Genomic DNA, 19,243 nt, shown 5'->3' with positions numbered 1-19,243 from the left:
CATGGCAACAGCGAGTATTAAAATGCGGCTGCACCGCATCATTTTCGGCACTGAACCTGGTGCTGGCAGAAATTTTGACATATTGCTTATTGTCATCATTTTAAGCAGTGTGGGTGCATTATTTGTTGATTCCGTAGAAAATATTCACCAGAAATATGGCGATTTCTTATTTGCTGCTGAAGTCTTTTTTACCATTCTGTTTACGCTAGAATACGCCGCACGTATTTATTGCTCACCGGATCGCCGCGCCTATATATTTAGCTTTTATGGCATCGTAGACCTACTTGCCACCATTCCAACCTACTTATCGATTTTTTTACCCGGCGCTCAACATTTACTCGTCATTCGTATATTTCGTGTGCTGCGAGTATTCCGCGTTTTTAAACTCTTTAACTATATGAGTGAGGCTAATGTCCTCATCCGCTCACTGATTTCTTCACGCAGAAAAATATCCGTATTCCTTATCTCTGTACTGACATTAATCGTGGTTTTCGGGGCGCTGATGTATCTTATCGAAGGCCCCAAAAGCGGTTTCACTAGCCTACCCCGCAGTATGTATTGGGCCATAGTTACCGTCACTACCGTTGGTTATGGCGACATAGCCCCACGGACACCTTTAGGACAACTGGTCGCCGCCATGGCAATGATTACCAGTTACGCAATCATCGCCATACCGACGGGTATTCTCAGTGCCGAGTTGATTCAGGAAAGCCAACGAGCAATCACTAATCGACAATGCGACAACTGCAAAAAATTTGGCCATGAAAAGGAGTCCAAATATTGTCGACATTGTGGTGAAAAGCTATCACCACCAAGCTAAACAAAAAAAGCCAATTGCAACGATGAGGGAGGCGCTGCAACTGACTAAGGAAATAGCTAAGTTGTCGTAGATGAATATAGTGATACGTAAAATGGTGAGTTAATAACTGTTGTTTGCAAAAAAATAACAAACACCATCAACGTCCTATTATCGGCAGCCAGAATGTAAAAAGGTTCATCAATACGGATTAATACCCTAAGGAACTAATTACTCTAACTTATTCAGTTGGGGTTCATTTAAAACTTGTAAGATGGGTACCCAAATAGAGTCGTTAACAAGTATGAACTAAGCGTCATCTTATGGTCTACAAGCCTATGGTATTCTGAGCGAAATTACCCAATCCTAATAAACTAGGTACTCTGTATGTCAGCAATTAAAAATATTGTACTAAGCCTCTCTCTTTTAGCATTACCAGTGCTAAGTAATGCTTTAGAGCTTGGAGGAAACCTTCCCAGCTTAGATGTGCCATCGAAAGGTGAGTTATTAATAGACGGAAAAGAGGTGCAACATCAACCTTGGTCTACAAACCAAATAACTACCGGTACTCCGGCATTGATTTTTCATTTGGCCGCAAGAATGTCTTCAGACTCTATTATCGCCCCGCTGAAAAAGCGCTTGGATGAAAATAATTACGAGCCTGATAGTTTTCAATCAATTAGCATCATAAACCTAAACGACGCACTTTGGGGTACCTCAGGCTTAGTAAGTAATGAGCTTGAAAAGAACAAGCGCGAACACCCTCAAGCGATACTGGTTGCCGATGACGAGGGGCGCGGACTAGATGCTTGGCAATTAAAAAAGGGAACCGTTGCTATTATCTTGGTCGATCTCAACGGCGAAATTCGCTATCTAAAACAAGGCAAGCTTAATGATGATGACATCAACACCATCATCACGCTACTTGACGAAGAAATAGCAAAAAGTAAAATTTAAGCGCTTATTAAGGTCGCTTAAGCTGACGCACGGCGACCTTCCACTAAACGAGCAAATTTGCGCAACAACACCTTCACCCACAAGTGCATGGCAGGACTAAAAACAGGAAGAAAATATTTACTAAACCCTTTAGGCTTCATTGCCATCGTCCATCGCACCCGACAATACTGTTCATTAACCACGCTGACCTCATAACGTTCTGCAAATGATTCAATATTATCTTTACTACCGTGAGTAAAACAAAAAGCCATTTCCCGGCCAGGTTCCCACGCGATAAATTCCTCATAACCAACAAGGCCACCAACCATGCTAACGGTACGAGTTGTACCTATACCAAAGGGCGTTGGAGCAGTCCACTCCACCTTTTGAATAGGCATAGCCCACCGTGGCCAGTCATCAGCGTTTTCAAATGACGCAAAAACATCTTCAGCACTGGCTTTCACCTCTACTTCTGCGATATAACGAAATGGAGCTGTATCAAAAAATGTCATATCAACGGTTTTGCATAGATATTTATTTACCACGTGATTTCTCCGATAAAGTGGTTTCTCACCGATTTAGCTAACTGTCCAATATTCGGGAATCTAACACCCGCCTCAATTCTTAAACAAGGCAAGAATGTAAACATGACAAAGTCTTCATCTAAAACGGCAAAATAAAATGCAAGAAACTGACCATATTTCCACGCCAGCGGAACAACTTGAAATCCTATATCAAGACGAAGACCTAATTGCCATTAACAAGCCTAACGGCCTTTTGGTGCATCGCAGCCCAATTGATCGCCATGAAACGCGCTTTGCCATCCAGCTTCTACGGGATCAAATAGGGCAATACGTCTATCCCGCCCATCGCTTAGACAAGCCAACCTCTGGGGTTCTACTTTTTGGCCTCAACCCGCAGGCTGCCAAAGAGCTTGGGGAATTATTCAGTAGCCACCACATTGTCAAAACATACCTTGCTGTGGTGCGTGGATACTGCCCAACAGACGGACATATAGACCATGATTTGCCAGAAGTTAGAGACAGTCGCATTACAAAAAGCAAACCAGCAGCCCCTCAAGCTGCCATCACCGACTTTCAACTATTAGCTCAGCATCAACTCAAGGCTGAAATTGAAACCTACCCCCAATCGCGTTATTCGCTTCTTGCATTACAGCCTCAAACTGGACGACGCCATCAATTACGCCGCCATTTAAAGCATATATCTCACCCTATAATTGGCGACGCAAAGTATGGGCGAGGACGCCACAATCGCTATTTCGCAGAGCAACTTCAGTGCCCTAGACTGCTACTACATGCCACACAACAGCGTTTCTTGCACCCCAAAACCAAGAAAAATATCACCATAAATGCTCCCATAGACCCCTGCTTTTCTAGTCTAATGACGCGTTTTAATTGGCAGCATGTTCTACCCGATGAATGGCAACACCAAAAGGTTACAAAACTATAACTTACATCCTGCCTCCCGTTGTCGTATCTTAATCCTAATAAAAACATTTCTGCGACAGCAATAAAGCGGAACAAAACCGGATATCAACTATGCGCACTCATTACGATTATATTATCGTCGGAGCCGGATCTGCCGGCTGCGCCTTAGCTAGCCGCCTGTCCGAAAGTGGCGAACATACCGTATTAGTTCTAGAAGCTGGTGGAAAAGACAGCCACCCTATGGTTCACATACCCCTTGGGTTTGCTTTCACCATGAAAAACCCTCAGTTCAGCTGGTGTTATAAAAGTGAACCTGAGCCACACATGAACAATCGCTGCATTGATCAGCCCCGAGGCAAATTGTTAGGGGGCTCCAGTTCTATTAACGGCATGGTATATATCCGTGGCCAACGTGAAGATTACGATCACTGGGCCGAACTAGGCAATACGGGCTGGGCTTACGATGACCTACTACCCATATTCAAACGTTGTGAAATGAATACCAACGGAGAGACTGAATATCACGGTGGTCAGGGGCAACTTTGGGTAGAAGATGTCAAAGACAAATATGAGCTTGCAGAGATGTATATCCAAGCAGCAACAGAATCCGGAATACCTGCAAACAGTGACTTTAACGGTGAAAATCAAGAAGGCGCCGGTTTTTATCAAGTTAATATTCGCAATGGGCTGCGTCAAAGCACGGCTAAAACCTACCTAAAACCAGCAATGAAAAGAGCCAACCTCAACGTCATCACAGGAGCTCTGGCAAGCCGAATTGAGTTTCAAGGTAACAAAGCCACTGCACTGAGATACAGCAAAGATGGTAAGCAATTCACAGCGCGCTGTCGCCGCGAAATAATTTTATGTGGCGGTACGATTAATTCACCCCAGCTGCTAGAACTATCCGGAATTGGTAACCCCGAGGTATTGCAACAGCACAGTATTAAGGTGCATACCGCGTTAAAGGGGGTAGGCGAAAATTTACAAGATCATATGACCGTCAATACCCAGCGTTCCTTCGCAGGATTAAAAACGTTTTACGAAGAGTCCCGCCCTTTCGCGATGATTTCCACCTTTACCAAACTAGCCTTTAAGCGCAAAGGCATGTTGACACACCCAGCAGCGCAAGTCGGTGTATTCTTTAAAACGAACGAGAATGAAACTCGTCCTGATGCGCAAATCCATTTTACACCAGCCGCAGGCACACAAGACGAAAATGGGCGTATGCTCACTGTACCGGGTACGACGGCCACAGTCTGTTATTTGCGGCCCAAAAGCCGGGGTTATGTACATATTCGCAGCAATGACCCAGCTGACGCTCCTGCGCTTTTACATAACTATTTAGCTGAAAAAGAAGATCAACAGAAAATGATTGCCGCCGTACGTAAAACGCGGGAAATTTTCGAAGCCCCCGTCTTTAATGAACACCGTCGTGAAGAACTGATTCCTGGACCTGAAATCCAAAGTGATGAGGAAATTCTAAATTTTATTCGTAATACAGGGGAATCGGTATATCACCCCGTTGGCACATGTAAAATGGGCAACGACGATATGGCCGTCGTAGACAATCACTTAAAAGTTCATGGTATTGAAGGATTGAGAGTGGCTGACGCTTCTATTATGCCTACACTCATTTCAGGTAACACCAATGCTACCGCTGTGCTTATCGGAGAACGCTGCGCCGATTTCATCTTAGCTAAAAAAAATAACTAGATATAAAGCTGTGTTGGGCTCAGTTCTGTCGATAGGGAATTTGGCAGTATTCAATCCCTCGATCAGGACGGATCCCATGCTTAGCAAGGCACATTTTCATGGAGTTCATCGACAAACTAATATTAGGTGTCGGCCCCAAATAAACGTGATCCAAATCAACAGCGCCGTTATCACCAGAGACCAGAGAAAATTTAATATAGGGAACCAGCATGCTGCGACCTTCACGGAAATTAACCGAAGCATGCTGATAATCAGATACCACAGGAGAAACTAACCGCCATTCTTGTTCCTCTTCAAACGATGGGTGCTTTAATATGGCCGCCAAACGCAGTAAATCACTTTCTAAATGTTCAAATAGCTGATGGTAAATTTCTCGCTCCACACCATCGGCAATGCCATCAGCAAGGACCTCCACAGAATCTAGCACTTTGTTAATGAGTGCCAGTTGCTCCTGCCGGTCATAGATACACCGGCCCATTCTGAATTGCTGTTTCTCTGCACATGCCGCTACCGTAACGGGATTAAAGCCAAGACTAGCTCCTTTCCCAACCGCACTATAACCCCGCCATTGACTCAGTAAATTACCATTTGAGCGAAAAGAAGCACCAAACAAAATATGGCCATTGGTAATGCGGTGCCTTACCCAGTCTAAGAAGCAGGTTAATAAATAAGGACGCGGGTGCCCCTCATTTATTCTCCGTGCAACCTCGCTCGATACGAGGTCAGCGGTATGACGTAACTCAGCAGAGTCATTCATATAACGGATGTCGCTTGCCCACAGGCTCCGGCTACCAATAATTCCAAGTACTCCACTTAAGGAGGTGTAATGATATAAGGTGTCTTTTGGCAATTCAGAAAATAAGGCCTCAGTGATGGTTCGGATCATACACCCTCCTCTAGTTCGGCCTTTTTAGCACACATACATGACAGTTATTACAATTCCCTGCCCGAATACTAGCCATCAGTCAGCACGTAAAAACTCACCAACTAGGCCATTAAAAATGGCTGGGTATTCTGCGTGTAACCAGTGCCCTGCACCGGGGATTGTTTCCAAATACATATCTGGAAATTGACGCATCATCGGCACTCGATTTTCATCTCGAATATAAGGTGATAACTCACCCCGAATAAACAAAGTTGGCCCGCCAAATATTTCTGAGGAAGGCGCATCACGCAAGTTATCATATAGTTCAGCGATGACTGGCAAATTCATTCTCCACGCCCAGCCATCCTTACCATCACGCATTAAGTTTTTAAGCAAAAACTGCCTTACCGCAATTTCAGGCACATCCTTTAACAAGGCTTGGTCCGCTTGCTCTCGGTTTTTTAAGGCGCGTAATTCAAGTGCCAGTAAAGATGTAATGATCGCATCGTGACCTCGACCATAGCGCACTGGTGCGATGTCCGCCACGATTAATCGCCCAGTCCTTTCTGGGTGCGTTATCGCTACTTGCATAGCAACTTTTCCACCTAGTGAATGTCCGAGAAAATGCGCCTTAGAAATATTCAGCATGTCCATTGCGGCGACCACATCATCCGCCATAACAGGAATATCCATCTGATCACTGTGTTCAGATTTACCATGATTACGGAGATCCATACGAATAACGGTAAAATAAGGCTCTAAACTACGCGCCACACCAAGCAAATTACTTGCCGAGCCAAATAATCCATGTAACAGAACAACGTTATTAGACCCACTACCACTGACTTCTGTATGTAATCTTACCGACCTGGGCATATGTTTACTTCTCATCATCTACCGCCATTGCTAGAATGCGCTGGCATTTTCAATAAAAAAGGGCCTATTGTGCGACGTTCTCTGTTTATACTTACTCTTTTCGCAGCTGTTTTAGCCACAGGCTGTAGCTCAACAGATTATAACCCAACCACTTATGACTATTTTATCAGCCAAGAGGATATCCAACAAAAGCCGATTAAGAAAGTTATCTTAGCTACCGTGAACGTTAGCGGTGAGCCTACTCGCTCGGTATTACGTGACAGCGTGGACAAAGTAGACGGCATGATAAAAGATTATCTTGAAGCAAACGGTATTAGCCTTGCGCCAACTCACCTTTTCAACAACGCATGGCAACAAGCGCTGCTAACCTATGGAAACTTTTACGACCCAACAACCGGTAAGGTTGACCGAGAAGGCTGGCAAAAAGTCATGGCAACAACACTGCAAAGCCTGCAAGGCCAGAAAGATATCGACGCCGTTATTTTTACTGACCTCATTGAACACGACGTACAACACAGCCCAAGTATGAAGCACTACGCGCGCTGGTATGGTATATCTCGTGAGCCAGCAACTGAGGGGGCGTCGTCCAGTGTCTCTACCGAGTTTAATTGGTCACAGATTATCAAGGGCGCTTCATTGGCAATCACCATTTACTCAACCGAAGGCAAACCGTTGTTTTCCAGTCGCGGAGGAATTGATACGCTACACAGCATTGATAGTAGAAAATCTGATAAAGGTTTCGTAAGGCGCAAAAAAATACTGAGTCGCAGCAGTAATATCGAAGAAGGTATCGAGCTAGCATTCCACCCTCTTATCACAATGAAAAACTATCCAGGTAAAAAGCCGCCTGAAAACACACCAGAGGCAGAAGGTAATCAAGCTAGTCAATAACTAATAAGCACCCATGACCGCGGCCTCGAACACGGAGAGGCCTCGGTCAATCATCCAGTATGAAGCCACCGACCCCATGACATAAACGGTGGTACCTCGTGCAACACTGGAAGACCTTTGTAACACGTTCGGCGAGATAAACAGCAAACGCTGCCAAAACAACAGAATCAACGATACCCCCGCCAAGAACAGCAACTGCCCCAGCTCAATGCCAATATTAAAACCAAGAAGTGCTGGTAACATTTTACCGCTGGGTACGGCAAGCTCAGCTAAGACAGACGCAAAACCCAATCCATGCAATAAGCCAAAGGCACCGACAACCATAACAAAAACCTTGCCATACTGCCGTCCAGCCCTGTCTACCTCTGCGTACAGCGCCATAGCAAAAACACTCGCCGCAATAAGCCATTCAGCCACATTCGGCCAATGTGGAATATAACCAAGACTCACCATGAATAAAGTAATACTGTGACCAACCGTAAAAGCACTAACCCAAACAAATAACCTTTTTCGTCTCTGTGCCACCAGCAATAAACCTAAAACAAACAACAAATGATCTATCCCAATAAGAATATGCTCAACGCCTAACGCCGTGAATTGCACAACAGTTGACCCGTGATCAGCACTGTCTTCAGGCGAAAAACTATCCTCATCAGACCTTAGTAACTTTTGCTGCTGCCCACCATCACCATACCAGCGCAGTAAAGCCGCAGACCGCGATGCAGCTAAACCATTAATAGAGAAAACCAAAGAGGACTCACCACTACACGATATGGAATAACGGCGCTCAATTGCATTATCTACCACCTCCTGTTTAATACCTCCAATACGCTGACAAGACGATGGAAGAACTACCGATGGCGATGCAACAGCAAGGACGGGGGTTTTCCACCACACACTAATTATGCCACTCGGCAATTGCCGTAGCTCAAGTAATGACGGAGCGAGCTTGTGCGCATTAGCGCCAGAGCTAAGACCAAACAACAAGAGTAAACAACTAATAATTCGCATCACACACATTCCGATAACGACCACGTAACTGCCCTACATATTCTTGCCATCGCTTTGTTTGCTGACTTTCTCGCCACAAGCCAATGAGCTCGGTATGCAATTCCTTTTGGGAACGTCGAAATGCAGTTTCTGCAGCAGTTATACGAACTAAATGAAAACCATGTTGCGAGCGCAACGGACCAAACCACTCGCCTTTTGCTACTGATGTAATATCTACAGCTTGGAGAAATTCCTCACCAAATGTAGAGGCCATCGTCGTAGTTGTCATATTGGCAAAATAATTCCCACCTAAAAACACATCGCCACTTTGCATATCCACATTTTCTTCACTCAGCGCAAGCTCTGCCCTCTCCTTGGCGTTGCCAGCAGTTGAATCAAAGTACAGGTGCTCAAAACTTATTCTAGAAGGAACAACACCAAGATCTTTTCGACTGTGATACAAGACCGTCAACTCGTGTTCTGATGGGCTATGCACCTCACTCGACACCTGTACTTGATGTTTTAGCAACTGAACTAAGCGGCGCCGAATCACTTCATCACCCGTTGCAACATCCATGGCAAGTACAGCATCAATTTTTTGTTTAACGCCACCGGCAATACCCAAAAAATCAGCGTCTCGTAACAAGCGCTGAATAACAACTTGATCCCGCTTATGAAAGCCTTGCAACATCGCTTCTTTTACCAACATATTCTCGTCCAACGCCGCTTGTTCAATTTCTCGAAGCTGATTTAATGTCATTTCTTGAGCAGTATTACGCTGCCAATCTGTTGCTAACACGGCTAACTGTGACTTGGAAACGCATGTTATGTAGCGCTGCTGATAAAGGGTGTAACGATCATTTAGCAATGTTAAAGCAACACCTATAATCAAAAAATGCAGCGGACGAGAAGATAATATTTGCATTAAGGTAAGGGCCTATTCCTTAAATCCGGATCTAGCTCAATTGGGGAATACCAAATAGGTGATGACCATGCTCGCTCTTGAATAATAGGTCGGTGCTCTTGGGCACAACATCCCTCGTAACCAGGCTTAATCGACTCAGCATTATTACAATCCACTTTCGCCGCAACACAAATACGCTGACTCCAACGGCAACTAGGGTTTTCCAACACCCGTGCATAGTAATAAGCGTGTTCATTTGCATTAAATTGTGAATCTTGCCAGCGACCACAAAGTTGGCTGTGGCCCCGCCCAAACGGTTCACAGTTCTGTAGATTAACGCCCACTTCACCATTCTCGTCACCGATAACGTCAATCACTTTTTCACTCTTATTGCCTTCCCTATCAATACTGCCTTTGATAATTTGTATTTTCTGCAAAGGCATATTAGCCGTACCAGAACGTCCCGCATCCATTTGCGCAAAGACGGTAAAAACAGGTGCCGAAGCAAGTTCTTTCGGCATGAGATCGCCACCCATTGGCACGCCATATTTATACCCAATTGCAGCGTAATCATTGCGTTCACAAATATCCTCAGGCAAAGACTCATCACCACCAAAAAATCGCAATCTAATTCGTGGGCCACTCGTACCGTAAGTCTCTCGCCGCCGCATTGCCTCAAAAAGCGAGCTTCGCGTATTCTCCTCTGCCCACACTGCAGCCAATCCACCGGGGTTAAATTCTAAGTCGTCGGGCAACCCTTGCGGTAGCTTGTCACCGGCAGGTTCACCAGCGCCACCATGACCTAAAAAGTTTTGCTCCATTACCGCACCAGGTGCGCCAATATGTGTATCGGAACTAGCAATAAAACCCAGCTTAAATGGGTTCACCCCTAAGCGTTGCTCCTGTGCCAGCCCTTCGCGCAGCACGTCGCGAATAAAGCCTGATTTTGCTGACGGTGGCTGACTGAAAAATGGTAGCACTTTGCCAATAAACTTATCAGGAAAGCTGTTATACGGAAGCTGTTCAAAGCCGCACAGCTCATCTGCACTATTCAATGGGTCATAAAAACATTCAGAACTACCCTTATGTTGCATAACTTCAACTAAACGCTCTAAACGTGCACGCTGCTCCGCATCTGCCGTGGTAATGGGCTTGCCATCATCACGTGCCACGCTAAACATATAGCCATCGCTCAAATTCGAGTTATGCGGTATCACCAATACATCACAACCAGTGCCTGCATTGACACAGTCACGATCTAAACCATCCCATAATAATGGCGCTGAAGGGGTATCGATAAAGCTCAATGGTAAAGTGGGAACGTGCTCATTTTTAAATATGATATTGCGATGCAAATTTGCCAAATTAGCCGATGCACCTGTCCATTCATACGCAACAAAGCTTGTGAATTCACAACTTTCAGTTCTGTCATAAGCGTCTTCAGCTGCCTGCTGCATCTCCTGCCATGGACGTAAAGCCGCATTCCTACAATTTTCTCCATTTTCACCACAAACCCCCAAACGCTTAGCACGTGAAGATTGCGTATTGAATAAGAAAAAAGCAGCACGGGGAATTTGCCTAAACATTTTGCACTGCCAACTGTCATAACCTGAAAGTGCTGGTGTTTGACACACCTCCACCTCCCCAAACAATTCGGCATGATCGGTGACAACTGCAAAATCTAAAGGGCGATCTAATTGTAATCGGCGCAGCGGTTTGCCATCAGCAGTCCAAGGCTGCACACCAATTTCAGCGCCGCGAGCAAAGCGATAAGCATCCGCAGGAGACGTACGAGTACCTTGCGTACTTGCATCTAAGGAATACTTAGTATGTACATGAGTATCGCCAAAAAAAACTTGACGAAGCGGCTTATGATTTACACATGGTTGACGTAACTCACGATAATTATCAGCTTGGCTATCCATACGTCCAGAAGTCGTAGTTTCACCGCTCGCATTGGCAATAAAACTCAAATTCACCAACAATAATATAAACCTAAACACTGAGCTAAAATGCCTTAAGAACTTACCCGCCACCATCTTCTTATTGTCCTTATTCTTATAGTACGGTCATTATTGGTTGGACATACTTTATTTACAAGGTAGATGCATTCAGGAAACGTTCAGCCACTCGGTGCAATGATAGCTACGTACTCACCGAAACAAGGAGCATTTATCATGAAACGAACAAAACCTATCATTATTATCGCGTGTTTAGGACTGTTAGTAGGCGCTGGACTTAGTCATGCCGATAGTCGCGTGAAGGTCCACTATGAGCACCACAACTCATCACCACACCACAGCCATAAGAACTACCATCATAATCAACCGCATCACAAACAGCACAAGCGCCACTACGTAGCGCATAAGCATCATCACTATGTAACTTATACGCAACCACGGCATCGACATGACCACTATTGCGGTCACCGCTCAGTTCGCCCACATAATATGCGCGTTAATGTCTTCCTTGGATTGTAATTATATTTATATCTGCGCTAAACAAGGTATATGCGCCTCCTTGTTTAGCGCAATTTAACCCTACTCGCCAAGCTTTGTCTTCATCTGTTCAAACCATTGCTGTAAGGCCGCGCACTCCTCCGGAATGGCTCGACGGACCCAGCCACAAAAGCCAAGTACCACATAAAGATCTATATCCGCCTGAGACAAGGAATCACCAACCAAATAATTCTTATCAATGACTTCTTTATTCATTGCCTCAAAAAATGCCGTAATGCGAAGGTTACCCCGTTCTACCAGTTCACCAATTTGTGGCATTTTCAAGGGACCAGGGAGCGGGCTATCTTTAAATGCCTCACCTTTATTGCGGAGAACTTCTGCTACTGCGCTTGCACCTTCCATAAAAATACGATGACAATAACCAATGATTTGTGCCCGTTCTAAGCCAGAAGCACCAAATACTGATTTATTTGGAAATACATCATCTAAATATGCACAAATAGCAATGGTGTCCGACAACGTCGTGCCATCATCTAACACCAAAGTGGGTAGTGTTGCTCGCGGGTTTATCGCACTAAACTCCTGCGAAAACTGTTCTTTGGCGGTCAAATCGATTTCTTGGGTATCGATATCGATACCCTTATACTTTATTAACAAACCCACTCGACGGGGGTTTGGTGCCACAGCGTAGGTATATAATTTCACCGATTTCTCCTCATACAATTAAAATTATCGTTCTTTATACTCGGTTCAGCTTTAGTTAAGGCAGCAACCAATATGCTAGATACTACCAATAACTTTGGAGTATAAGCTATGTTGAAGTACATCATTATACCGCTGGCCATTACCTGCTCCAGCGTCACTTTTGCAGATCACCGCGGTGGCCGAACTATTAGCCACACCCAGTTCGCAAGGGTGACCAATGTCCAAGCCATTTACGAACGTGTCGCCTTCAATTCACCAGTAGAACATTGTTGGCAAGAAACCGTTGCCTACCAAAAAAGCAGTTCAGCGCCTGTATTTGGCGCCATTATTGGTGGTGCATTAGGCAATGAGCTTGGACATCACAAAAGTAACAAGCGTGTTGGCGCAGTAGTCGGCGCTGTCCTTGGAGCAACAATTGCAACTGACATCTCGCGTCAACGGGGTGGTCAACAATATCAAACTGTAGAGCGCTGCGAGATACAACCACGACAACAGTGGCGAGAAGAAATCGTTGCTTATGATGTAAGCTATCGCTATCAGGGCGAGATTTATCATACCCGCATGCCCTATAATCCGGGTAGAGAGATTGAAATTGAGGTTAACGTCACTCCGCGTGGCTAAAGCAGGTGTTGGGAGTTTTATGTACCTTTCTTTGCAACTGAGTAAACAGCTGCGAATGATCTTATTGCTCATTTTGGTGAGTATTACGTCATACAGCGAGGCGAACCCTCTTGGTAACTTAACCGGAGGCCGCCTCAATTTACCCGATCGTCCACAGCTTGAACAAAATAAGCGCAGTCTTAGTGTTAACGAAGCGATATCTATTGCCGAAAGGCGTTATGGTGGCCGCGCTGTTGGTGCAAAGAAAATTCGTGGTAGCAACGCCTACAGCGTACGTATACTGCAAGATAATGGCAAAATTAAAAACGTGACTATTAATAACTGAGCGAATCTCACCATGCGCATTTTACTACTCGAAGATGAGGACCTACTGTTAGAACAACTGCGGAAACACTTTGAAGGCGCTGGTTACGCTTGTGATACCGCAACTGATGGCAAGGAAGGTCTCTATCTTGGCCAAGAGAATCCCTATGACTTAGCCGTTGTCGACTTAGGGTTGCCAGGCATTGATGGTATCGGCGTTATCAAACAATGGCGCTTAGAAGGCAGGAAATTCCCCGTTTTAATTCTCACCGCACGTGACCGCTGGCAAGATAAAGTTGAGGGCTTGGAAGCAGGTGGAGACGACTACGTTGCAAAACCTTTCCAAATTGAAGAAGTCATGGCCAGAGCCAATGCATTAATTCGACGCTCGGCGGGGTTTGCTAGCCCCCAGTTACAATTTGGCTGCATCACCATTGATACGGGTGCCAAACGCGCACTTTTAAATAGTGCCCCCGTCGACTTAACCGCCTATGAATATAACGCCCTAGAATATTTAGCGATGCGCAGCGGCCAAGTGGTATCCAAAACTGACTTAACTGAACACCTCTATGATCAAGATTTTGACCGCGACAGCAATGTAATCGAAGTCTTTATTGCTCGGCTACGCAAAAAAATCGACCCAGACAATTTACTTAAGCCGATTTCTACGCTCCGCGGTCGAGGCTATCGTTTCGAGCTATCTGAAACCCAACACTAACATGCCTGCAACAGCTCATACTGCATCAATTACTAGGCGCCTGATCATCGCCAGTCTCAGCCTAATGGCCTTACTTTTAGGTGCAACAGGTATTGCAATTGACCGCGCCCATACAGCTAGTTTAATTAGTGCTGAACAAGAACAACTTCGTTTACAATTTTTCGGTTTATTAGGTGCTATTGAATGGCAAGATAATACCGTTGATATGGGTGACCGCTTAAAAGACCCTAGACTATGGCAGTTCCGTTCAGGCCTATACGCACAAATAACACGTCGTGATGGAACGCCCCTTTGGCAGTCAGTATCCAGCGAAACGATATCGTTACCGCTCTCTAATGACATACCCCTAAGTGGCCAAGAGTTATTCAGTGAAACTCGCGTTGATAATGCGCCTTTTTTTATCTTTCAATACCATGCTTTGTGGGAGACAGAAAATGCACGCGACATCCCCCTGCTTTTCACTCTGTACTCAAGTCAAACCCCCATGCTTAATGAGCGAAAAAAATTCCAACACCAGCTCAGCCTCTGGCTTGGGCTTGTACTGTCTATTTCGCTAATCGTCACTGCTCTTATTTTATATTGGGGTTTACGGCCTTTACGTAAGTTAGCCATCGACCTAAAGCGACTGGAACAGGGTGTTACTGAAAAACTTGGCCCCAACTACCCTCGAGAATTGAAAGGAATTACACGCAATTTAAATCAATTACTCGACAAAGAACAAAAGCAGCGAGAAAGGTATCGGAATACCTTAGCCAACCTTGCCCACAGCCTAAAAACCCCACTCGCCATCCTCAAGGGTAAGGGCTTTAATGACACCATGACGACCGAACAAATCGGCCGAATGGAAAACATCATAAATTACCAGTTAAAACGCGCAGTAAGTAGCGGAAATCAAAACCTTAACGGCCGAATTCTTTTACAGCCTTTAGTCCAACGCCTCTGCAATACACTTAAAAAAGTACACCGAGATAAGTCGATAAATTTTCAATTATCACTAGACCCTGAGCAATTATTAGCCATCGACGAACAAGATGCTATGGAGCTCTTTGGTAATCTATTAGACAACGCCAGCAAGGCCTGTAAACAGCACATCACTATTAGCAGTGAGGTCCATCAGTCTCAAACCATCATTTATATCAACGACGATGGACCCGGTATACCTCAAGAATTGAGGGAGAATTTATTACAGCGTGGAATACGCGGTGATCAATACGGACAAGGGCAAGGCCTAGGACTAGCGATTGCCAGAGATATTGTAGAAAGTTACCAAGGCAAAATCAGATTTACAGACTCTCCCCTACACGGGGTTTGTGCAGAAATCACACTGCCAAACTAAAACTAATATCGGCAATAGAATGTAAAAAGCCAGAGCAAGTCTCTGGCTTTTTACATTTATTTCACACGAGAACTGTGGATTAAATTGGAATAATACCAAGTATATCAATAGGCAACACATTCAAACCGGGTACCGGTCCTCCGCTGAGAATTGACAATACATCAATAGGTAAAGCGCCAATAACAGGCAACCCAAGTGCATCACCCTCACCCAGAATGGAACCAAGGTCTATAGGAAGGAAGTCAAGCCCTGGCACGGTTGGCAAACCGACACCCAGTAAAGCGACGACGGGGCTCAGGTCAGGCAAGCCACCACCAATCAAGTTACTGGGGTTTAAAGACGTGAGTAATCCTTCAAGACCCAATACACCACCTTCTGTTAAGCCACCGTCTTCTAAACCGACAAGCTCTCCGTTTAAAACAGGAAGAGTGCCGAGTAAAACAAATGGATCTAAAGGAAGCACACTAAGACCAGGAATACCTTCGCCACCCCCCAAGCCCTCTAGCTGCGAACCAACCTGAGACAAAATATTGACAACTGGAGTCAAAGGCCCAGAAAAACTGAAAGAAGACATCGATACCAATGCTAATGTCGCTATCGCTTTTTTAACTATATTCATAAGTTTTAATTTTCCTTATTTTTTTCCACCTGAGCGCGCCAGCTATCGAAAAAACGCGACCGTACGTATTTTAATTACAGGCGAATCATACGTAGTAACACCTATATTGAGGCGTGACCATGATCACAAAAATTTATCAGACCTCGTTGAAAACCAAGTACTAAGGCGCAGAAGCCAAATATGAGACGTAGAAGCAGTGCATTATGGAGGCTGATTTAGAGAAATAGAAGACTACCCCTTGAAAAACAGCAGGATAGGGATGGAAAATCAATTGGGTAAGTGCCACATGGATAAGCACGCCCTACATTAGCTCAGCCTTTTTAGCAGGCAATCAAGATGAAGGGCTAAGCCAACTTTCTAGAAGGTTAACGATAAGCGCCAAAAGAAATCCACTTCAAGTTGCGACAATGCATTTTCGTCGAGATTGTCGTCATAAACCGGCGTTGCAGCCAAAAATTCTGTCACAAAGCCCTTACCAAGCGCCGCTCGAACGCTAAACCCAATGTCTGCCAGTGAGCGTACATCACCCGCCTCACCTGAGGCATCTTCATACCAAGCCTGCCCGTACTCTGCGAATACAGCGGGAGTAAACGTAAAACCAAAAAAAGGAAGACCATTACTTTCCAGCGCAAACTTGCTATACACACCAGAATCGCCAACTAATACGCCTGGCAAATACGCGTTTAAGCCCGCGGCACCGCCAAGGAAAAATTGTTGCTGAAGTGGCAATTGTTGGCCATCAGAGAATTGGCTGATCACATCCGTTTTCAATGTAGCCCAATCCGTCACTGCCATTTTCAAACCAATCCGAGGCCGCGCAACTAAAAATTCACCTGTGCGCCTGCCAGTAGAAACAACGCCTTCTCGGTCATCGCTAGCTAACGTTCCCTCATCTGAACCTAATCCAGCCTCAACAAAGCCTTGGACGGTTAATTGGCTACCCACACCAAATAAGCGGATTAATTTATTGTACTTTAAGCCAAGCTCAAGAGTCGTTTGGGGTTCATCCAAGGCAGTGCCAAAGCCATCAATATTAATGGTGCTGTCAATTTTTTCTAAACGCTGGGAAACCGTGAATCGATGTAAGGCGTCACTGCTAATCACCTGCTCACCCGTTAGCGCAACGCTGCTAGTCTCGGCCATTAATCGAAGCAGGGATTGCTCTGTAGCCGTTCCATCCAAATTTAATCCAAGAGATGCGGTAAGATCGCAAACCAAAGGCAGACCACACAACACATCATTAAGCAAGGCACCGTTGTCAGTCGAAATTTCACCCTCAGCATAACGCTCATATTCAGTATAGCGGGCCTCAACACCATACAAGCCATAACTACTTGGGTAATTTACTCGTAGTGTATAGCCATCGTAGTAATCACCGCCATTGACTTCGCCAAGCTCAGTTAAGGCGCGATCATAAGATAGCGAGGCCTCTAATCCAGAGCTAAAGTCATGTTTAATCGTCGCATTGGCAAAGTAACGTCCTAAAAACCGATTGCCAAAATTATTAACACTGACACTGATATCTGTACTATCGTGGTCTTCTTTAACAGACTCTGTGAGTACGAGTGTAAAGGCGGTGGGGTCTTCCGATAACTGATAGGTAATTGCGTAATCTAAGCCCGCACGTTTGCTTTTTAAGTTTGCCAGTACGCGTTTGCTGTCAAACTCAGAACGACTTAAATCCTCATCCCCAATCAATCCAGAAAAATATGGGTAGATACTCTCTGGGGCTTTAATAGCGGCTAAATGGCCATTAATAACGTGTGCAAAAATCATGTTGTTACGATGTGCAAAATAGACTGTGACCAGTAAATGCCCAAGCTGGTAATAAGCTTGGTTTAACGCATTCACTGCCTGCGCTGGTGTTTTTGCAACACCCATTATCAAATCTATTTGCTCTCGACTCAAATAGCGATTACCCGAGATTCTCAGATCATATTCACCAATTTTTACATCGATGATTGAATCTGATTGCGCCGCAGCATATTGCTCAATGCGCTCAGCCGTTGAGGCCTGAGGAGGAATTACGGGAGGTAGATCAATGGCCATACTTACTCCAAAATTTCAATTATTGCGCTATCTATCTGAGGTTGGGTTATGCTCATCGAGAATTCGCAACTCTACTCGTCGGTTGCTGGCGCGCGCATCACTCAGTGCCTCAGCTGAAAGCCCATCAATCGAAACCAAAGGTCGTAACTCTCCATACCCCTTAACGACAAGCTGTTTGGCTGCTACTCCGGCCTCTATCAAATAGTTTTTTACCGCCCTTGCACGTTGCTCAGATAGAGTTTGATTATCTTGTTCACTACCAACGTCGTCAGTATGGCCTGCAATTTGGACCAATAAATCAGGCACAAGCCTTATCATCTGCGCTGCTTGTCGTAATGTATTAACTGAGGAGCCAGCCAATACTGCAGTGCCCATATCAAACGTCACCCCCTGCAGCGATAAAACACGATTTCGATCAAAGTGACACCCAGAGGGTAAAACTATTGCTCCAGCAGGAGAATCTAAACACTGATCTTCGCTGTCACAGACGCTATCACGGTCATTATCTACGCAATCGCTTAGCTTGCTAGTTGAAATATGCGTCAAAACTTCAGATTTGGCGATAACCTTATTATCGTTACTGGTGCTGTCCTCGCTCCCTTGCTCACCGCCTGAGCCAGGCAGTGATAAAGTAAGAATCGTTGGGTTTATATCTCCCATTGCGGTGTCTTGCAAAAACTCCAAAACAGCCCCTTGAGAGCTATCGATATCCCCCGTCAACCCTGACAAGTCTCCCAGACCTTCAACCCCATCAACAGGCGCCCCTAGTAATAAGATATCTTGGCCGCTAACACCCACACCCAACAGCGTTTCAGGACCTAAGACCTCAACCGAAAGCAGGCTCATACCGTCGTTTTGGCCGCTGAGTAAATTAACGTCGGCCAAAACATCTGTCACCGGTGCGGTAAGCGATACCCCTAACAACTCAACATTTATCAATTGGGCACGCGCAGGCATACAAATAGCAGACGCCATAAATATCAGGGCAATACTTGATAAACGAACCAAACCCAA

Annotated in this window: 20 protein-coding genes; 9 read left to right on the top strand and 11 right to left on the bottom strand. The window is 45.1% G+C overall.

Going from position 1 to position 19,243, the window contains the following annotated elements; genetic code table 11:
* Position 1: 1 nt before the first annotated feature.
* Together AELLOGFF_RS06835 and AELLOGFF_RS06830 are read left to right on the top strand one after the other, a co-directional pair.
* A complete protein-coding gene (locus AELLOGFF_RS06835; RefSeq protein WP_159267973.1) occupies positions 2–820 on the top strand; it encodes an ion transporter in 819 nt (272 codons plus the stop codon).
* Positions 821–1,183: 363 nt separating this feature from the next.
* A complete protein-coding gene (locus AELLOGFF_RS06830) occupies positions 1,184–1,753 on the top strand; it encodes a YtfJ family protein (protein WP_159267972.1) in 570 nt (189 codons plus the stop codon).
* 17 nt (positions 1,754–1,770) lie between these two features.
* Here AELLOGFF_RS06830 and AELLOGFF_RS06825 read toward each other — a convergent pair whose 3' ends face one another.
* Positions 1,771–2,277, bottom strand: coding sequence for an SRPBCC family protein (locus tag AELLOGFF_RS06825; protein ID WP_159267971.1), 507 nt, complete (start codon positions 2,275–2,277; stop codon positions 1,771–1,773).
* A gap of 136 nt (positions 2,278–2,413) precedes the next feature.
* Between AELLOGFF_RS06825 and AELLOGFF_RS06820 the strand changes: the two genes are divergently transcribed.
* Positions 2,414–3,202, top strand: a complete 789-nt coding sequence (locus AELLOGFF_RS06820) for a pseudouridine synthase (protein ID WP_200842617.1) — start codon at positions 2,414–2,416, stop codon at positions 3,200–3,202.
* 89 nt (positions 3,203–3,291) lie between these two features.
* Complete coding sequence (locus AELLOGFF_RS06815) at positions 3,292–4,893, top strand: GMC family oxidoreductase (RefSeq protein WP_159267970.1); 1,602 nt, start codon at positions 3,292–3,294, stop codon at positions 4,891–4,893.
* Between the two features lie 19 nt (positions 4,894–4,912).
* On the opposite strand, the gene AELLOGFF_RS06810 is transcribed toward AELLOGFF_RS06815, so the two are convergent.
* Together AELLOGFF_RS06810 and AELLOGFF_RS06805 are read right to left on the bottom strand one after the other, a co-directional pair.
* Entirely contained in the window at positions 4,913–5,779 is an 867-nt protein-coding gene (locus tag AELLOGFF_RS06810; RefSeq protein ID WP_159267969.1) for a DUF2971 domain-containing protein, read from the bottom strand.
* A 75-nt stretch (positions 5,780–5,854) separates the two neighbouring features.
* A complete protein-coding gene (locus AELLOGFF_RS06805; RefSeq protein ID WP_159267968.1) occupies positions 5,855–6,634 on the bottom strand; it encodes an alpha/beta fold hydrolase in 780 nt (259 codons plus the stop codon).
* Positions 6,635–6,703: 69 nt separating this feature from the next.
* Between AELLOGFF_RS06805 and AELLOGFF_RS06800 the strand changes: the two genes are divergently transcribed.
* A complete protein-coding gene (locus AELLOGFF_RS06800; RefSeq protein WP_159267967.1) occupies positions 6,704–7,525 on the top strand; it encodes a hypothetical protein in 822 nt (273 codons plus the stop codon).
* Here the strand turns inward: AELLOGFF_RS06800 and AELLOGFF_RS06795 are convergent, their stop codons facing one another.
* The 5 genes from AELLOGFF_RS06795 to AELLOGFF_RS06775 form a co-directional block, all read right to left on the bottom strand.
* Positions 7,526–8,536, bottom strand: coding sequence for a HupE/UreJ family protein (locus AELLOGFF_RS06795; RefSeq protein WP_159267966.1), 1,011 nt, complete (start codon positions 8,534–8,536; stop codon positions 7,526–7,528).
* On the bottom strand, positions 8,523–9,440 hold the full coding sequence (locus tag AELLOGFF_RS06790) for a peptidyl-prolyl cis-trans isomerase (protein WP_159267965.1): 918 nt from the start codon (positions 9,438–9,440) through the stop codon (positions 8,523–8,525). The genes AELLOGFF_RS06795 and AELLOGFF_RS06790 overlap by 14 nt, the downstream gene beginning before the upstream one ends.
* A complete protein-coding gene (locus AELLOGFF_RS06785; protein WP_235035738.1) occupies positions 9,440–11,422 on the bottom strand; it encodes a DUF3604 domain-containing protein in 1,983 nt (660 codons plus the stop codon). Before AELLOGFF_RS06785 ends, AELLOGFF_RS06790 begins: the two co-directional genes overlap by 1 nt.
* 235 nt (positions 11,423–11,657) lie before the next feature.
* Positions 11,658–11,864 carry a hypothetical protein gene (locus AELLOGFF_RS06780; protein ID WP_159267963.1) on the bottom strand — a complete coding sequence of 69 codons (207 nt, stop codon included), beginning with the start codon at positions 11,862–11,864 and terminating at the stop codon, positions 11,658–11,660.
* A 95-nt stretch (positions 11,865–11,959) separates the two neighbouring features.
* Positions 11,960–12,583 carry a glutathione S-transferase family protein gene (locus tag AELLOGFF_RS06775; RefSeq protein WP_159267962.1) on the bottom strand — a complete coding sequence of 208 codons (624 nt, stop codon included), beginning with the start codon at positions 12,581–12,583 and terminating at the stop codon, positions 11,960–11,962.
* A 108-nt stretch (positions 12,584–12,691) separates the two neighbouring features.
* Here AELLOGFF_RS06775 and AELLOGFF_RS06770 point away from each other — a divergent pair, with 108 nt between their 5' ends.
* The 4 genes from AELLOGFF_RS06770 (at position 12,692) to AELLOGFF_RS06755 (ending at position 15,561) form a co-directional block, all read left to right on the top strand.
* Complete coding sequence (locus tag AELLOGFF_RS06770) at positions 12,692–13,204, top strand: glycine zipper 2TM domain-containing protein (protein WP_159267961.1); 513 nt, start codon at positions 12,692–12,694, stop codon at positions 13,202–13,204.
* Positions 13,205–13,223: 19 nt separating this feature from the next.
* On the top strand, positions 13,224–13,529 hold the full coding sequence (locus tag AELLOGFF_RS06765) for a PepSY domain-containing protein (protein WP_159267960.1): 306 nt from the start codon (positions 13,224–13,226) through the stop codon (positions 13,527–13,529).
* A gap of 12 nt (positions 13,530–13,541) precedes the next feature.
* A complete protein-coding gene (locus tag AELLOGFF_RS06760) occupies positions 13,542–14,225 on the top strand; it encodes a response regulator transcription factor (protein WP_159267959.1) in 684 nt (227 codons plus the stop codon).
* 64 nt (positions 14,226–14,289) lie between these two features.
* Complete coding sequence (locus AELLOGFF_RS06755) at positions 14,290–15,561, top strand: ATP-binding protein (RefSeq protein ID WP_159267958.1); 1,272 nt, start codon at positions 14,290–14,292, stop codon at positions 15,559–15,561.
* Between the two features lie 79 nt (positions 15,562–15,640).
* Here the strand turns inward: AELLOGFF_RS06755 and AELLOGFF_RS06750 are convergent, their stop codons facing one another.
* The 3 genes from AELLOGFF_RS06750 to AELLOGFF_RS06740 form a co-directional block, all read right to left on the bottom strand.
* Positions 15,641–16,180: a hypothetical protein gene (locus AELLOGFF_RS06750; protein ID WP_159267957.1), complete on the bottom strand. Its 540-nt coding sequence runs from the start codon at positions 16,178–16,180 to the stop codon at positions 15,641–15,643.
* Between the two features lie 357 nt (positions 16,181–16,537).
* Positions 16,538–18,229, bottom strand: a complete 1,692-nt coding sequence (locus AELLOGFF_RS06745; RefSeq protein ID WP_159267956.1) for a ShlB/FhaC/HecB family hemolysin secretion/activation protein — start codon at positions 18,227–18,229, stop codon at positions 16,538–16,540.
* 27 nt (positions 18,230–18,256) lie between these two features.
* Complete coding sequence (locus AELLOGFF_RS06740) at positions 18,257–19,186, bottom strand: OmpA family protein (RefSeq protein WP_159267955.1); 930 nt, start codon at positions 19,184–19,186, stop codon at positions 18,257–18,259.
* Between the last annotated feature and the right edge of the window lie 57 nt (positions 19,187–19,243).

The organism is Zhongshania aliphaticivorans (assembly GCF_902705875.1).
Taxonomy (GTDB): domain Bacteria; phylum Pseudomonadota; class Gammaproteobacteria; order Pseudomonadales; family Spongiibacteraceae; genus Spongiibacter; species Spongiibacter aliphaticivorans_A.
This window is presented reverse-complemented; position numbering and strand designations above follow the sequence as displayed.

Excerpts from the sequence above, each read along its gene's own strand:
- AELLOGFF_RS06750 (WP_159267957.1), bottom strand. The coding sequence starts at position 16,180 with ATGAATATAGTTAAAAAAGCGATAGCGACATTAGCATTGGTATCGATG.
- AELLOGFF_RS06820 (WP_200842617.1), top strand. The coding sequence starts at position 2,414 with ATGCAAGAAACTGACCATATTTCCACGCCAGCGGAACAACTTGAAATC.
- AELLOGFF_RS06830 (WP_159267972.1), top strand. The coding sequence starts at position 1,184 with ATGTCAGCAATTAAAAATATTGTACTAAGCCTCTCTCTTTTAGCATTA.
- AELLOGFF_RS06795 (WP_159267966.1), bottom strand. The coding sequence starts at position 8,536 with ATGCGAATTATTAGTTGTTTACTCTTGTTGTTTGGTCTTAGCTCTGGC.
- AELLOGFF_RS06835 (WP_159267973.1), top strand. The coding sequence starts at position 2 with ATGGCAACAGCGAGTATTAAAATGCGGCTGCACCGCATCATTTTCGGC.
- AELLOGFF_RS06755 (WP_159267958.1), top strand. The coding sequence starts at position 14,290 with ATGGCCTTACTTTTAGGTGCAACAGGTATTGCAATTGACCGCGCCCAT.
- AELLOGFF_RS06790 (WP_159267965.1), bottom strand. The coding sequence starts at position 9,440 with ATGCAAATATTATCTTCTCGTCCGCTGCATTTTTTGATTATAGGTGTT.
- AELLOGFF_RS06745 (WP_159267956.1), bottom strand. The coding sequence starts at position 18,229 with ATGGCCATTGATCTACCTCCCGTAATTCCTCCTCAGGCCTCAACGGCT.
- AELLOGFF_RS06765 (WP_159267960.1), top strand. The coding sequence starts at position 13,224 with ATGTACCTTTCTTTGCAACTGAGTAAACAGCTGCGAATGATCTTATTG.
- AELLOGFF_RS06810 (WP_159267969.1), bottom strand. The coding sequence starts at position 5,779 with ATGATCCGAACCATCACTGAGGCCTTATTTTCTGAATTGCCAAAAGAC.
- AELLOGFF_RS06815 (WP_159267970.1), top strand. The coding sequence starts at position 3,292 with ATGCGCACTCATTACGATTATATTATCGTCGGAGCCGGATCTGCCGGC.
- AELLOGFF_RS06740 (WP_159267955.1), bottom strand. The coding sequence starts at position 19,186 with ATGCCTGCGCGTGCCCAATTGATAAATGTTGAGTTGTTAGGGGTATCG.
- AELLOGFF_RS06760 (WP_159267959.1), top strand. The coding sequence starts at position 13,542 with ATGCGCATTTTACTACTCGAAGATGAGGACCTACTGTTAGAACAACTG.
- AELLOGFF_RS06805 (WP_159267968.1), bottom strand. The coding sequence starts at position 6,634 with ATGCCCAGGTCGGTAAGATTACATACAGAAGTCAGTGGTAGTGGGTCT.
- AELLOGFF_RS06770 (WP_159267961.1), top strand. The coding sequence starts at position 12,692 with ATGTTGAAGTACATCATTATACCGCTGGCCATTACCTGCTCCAGCGTC.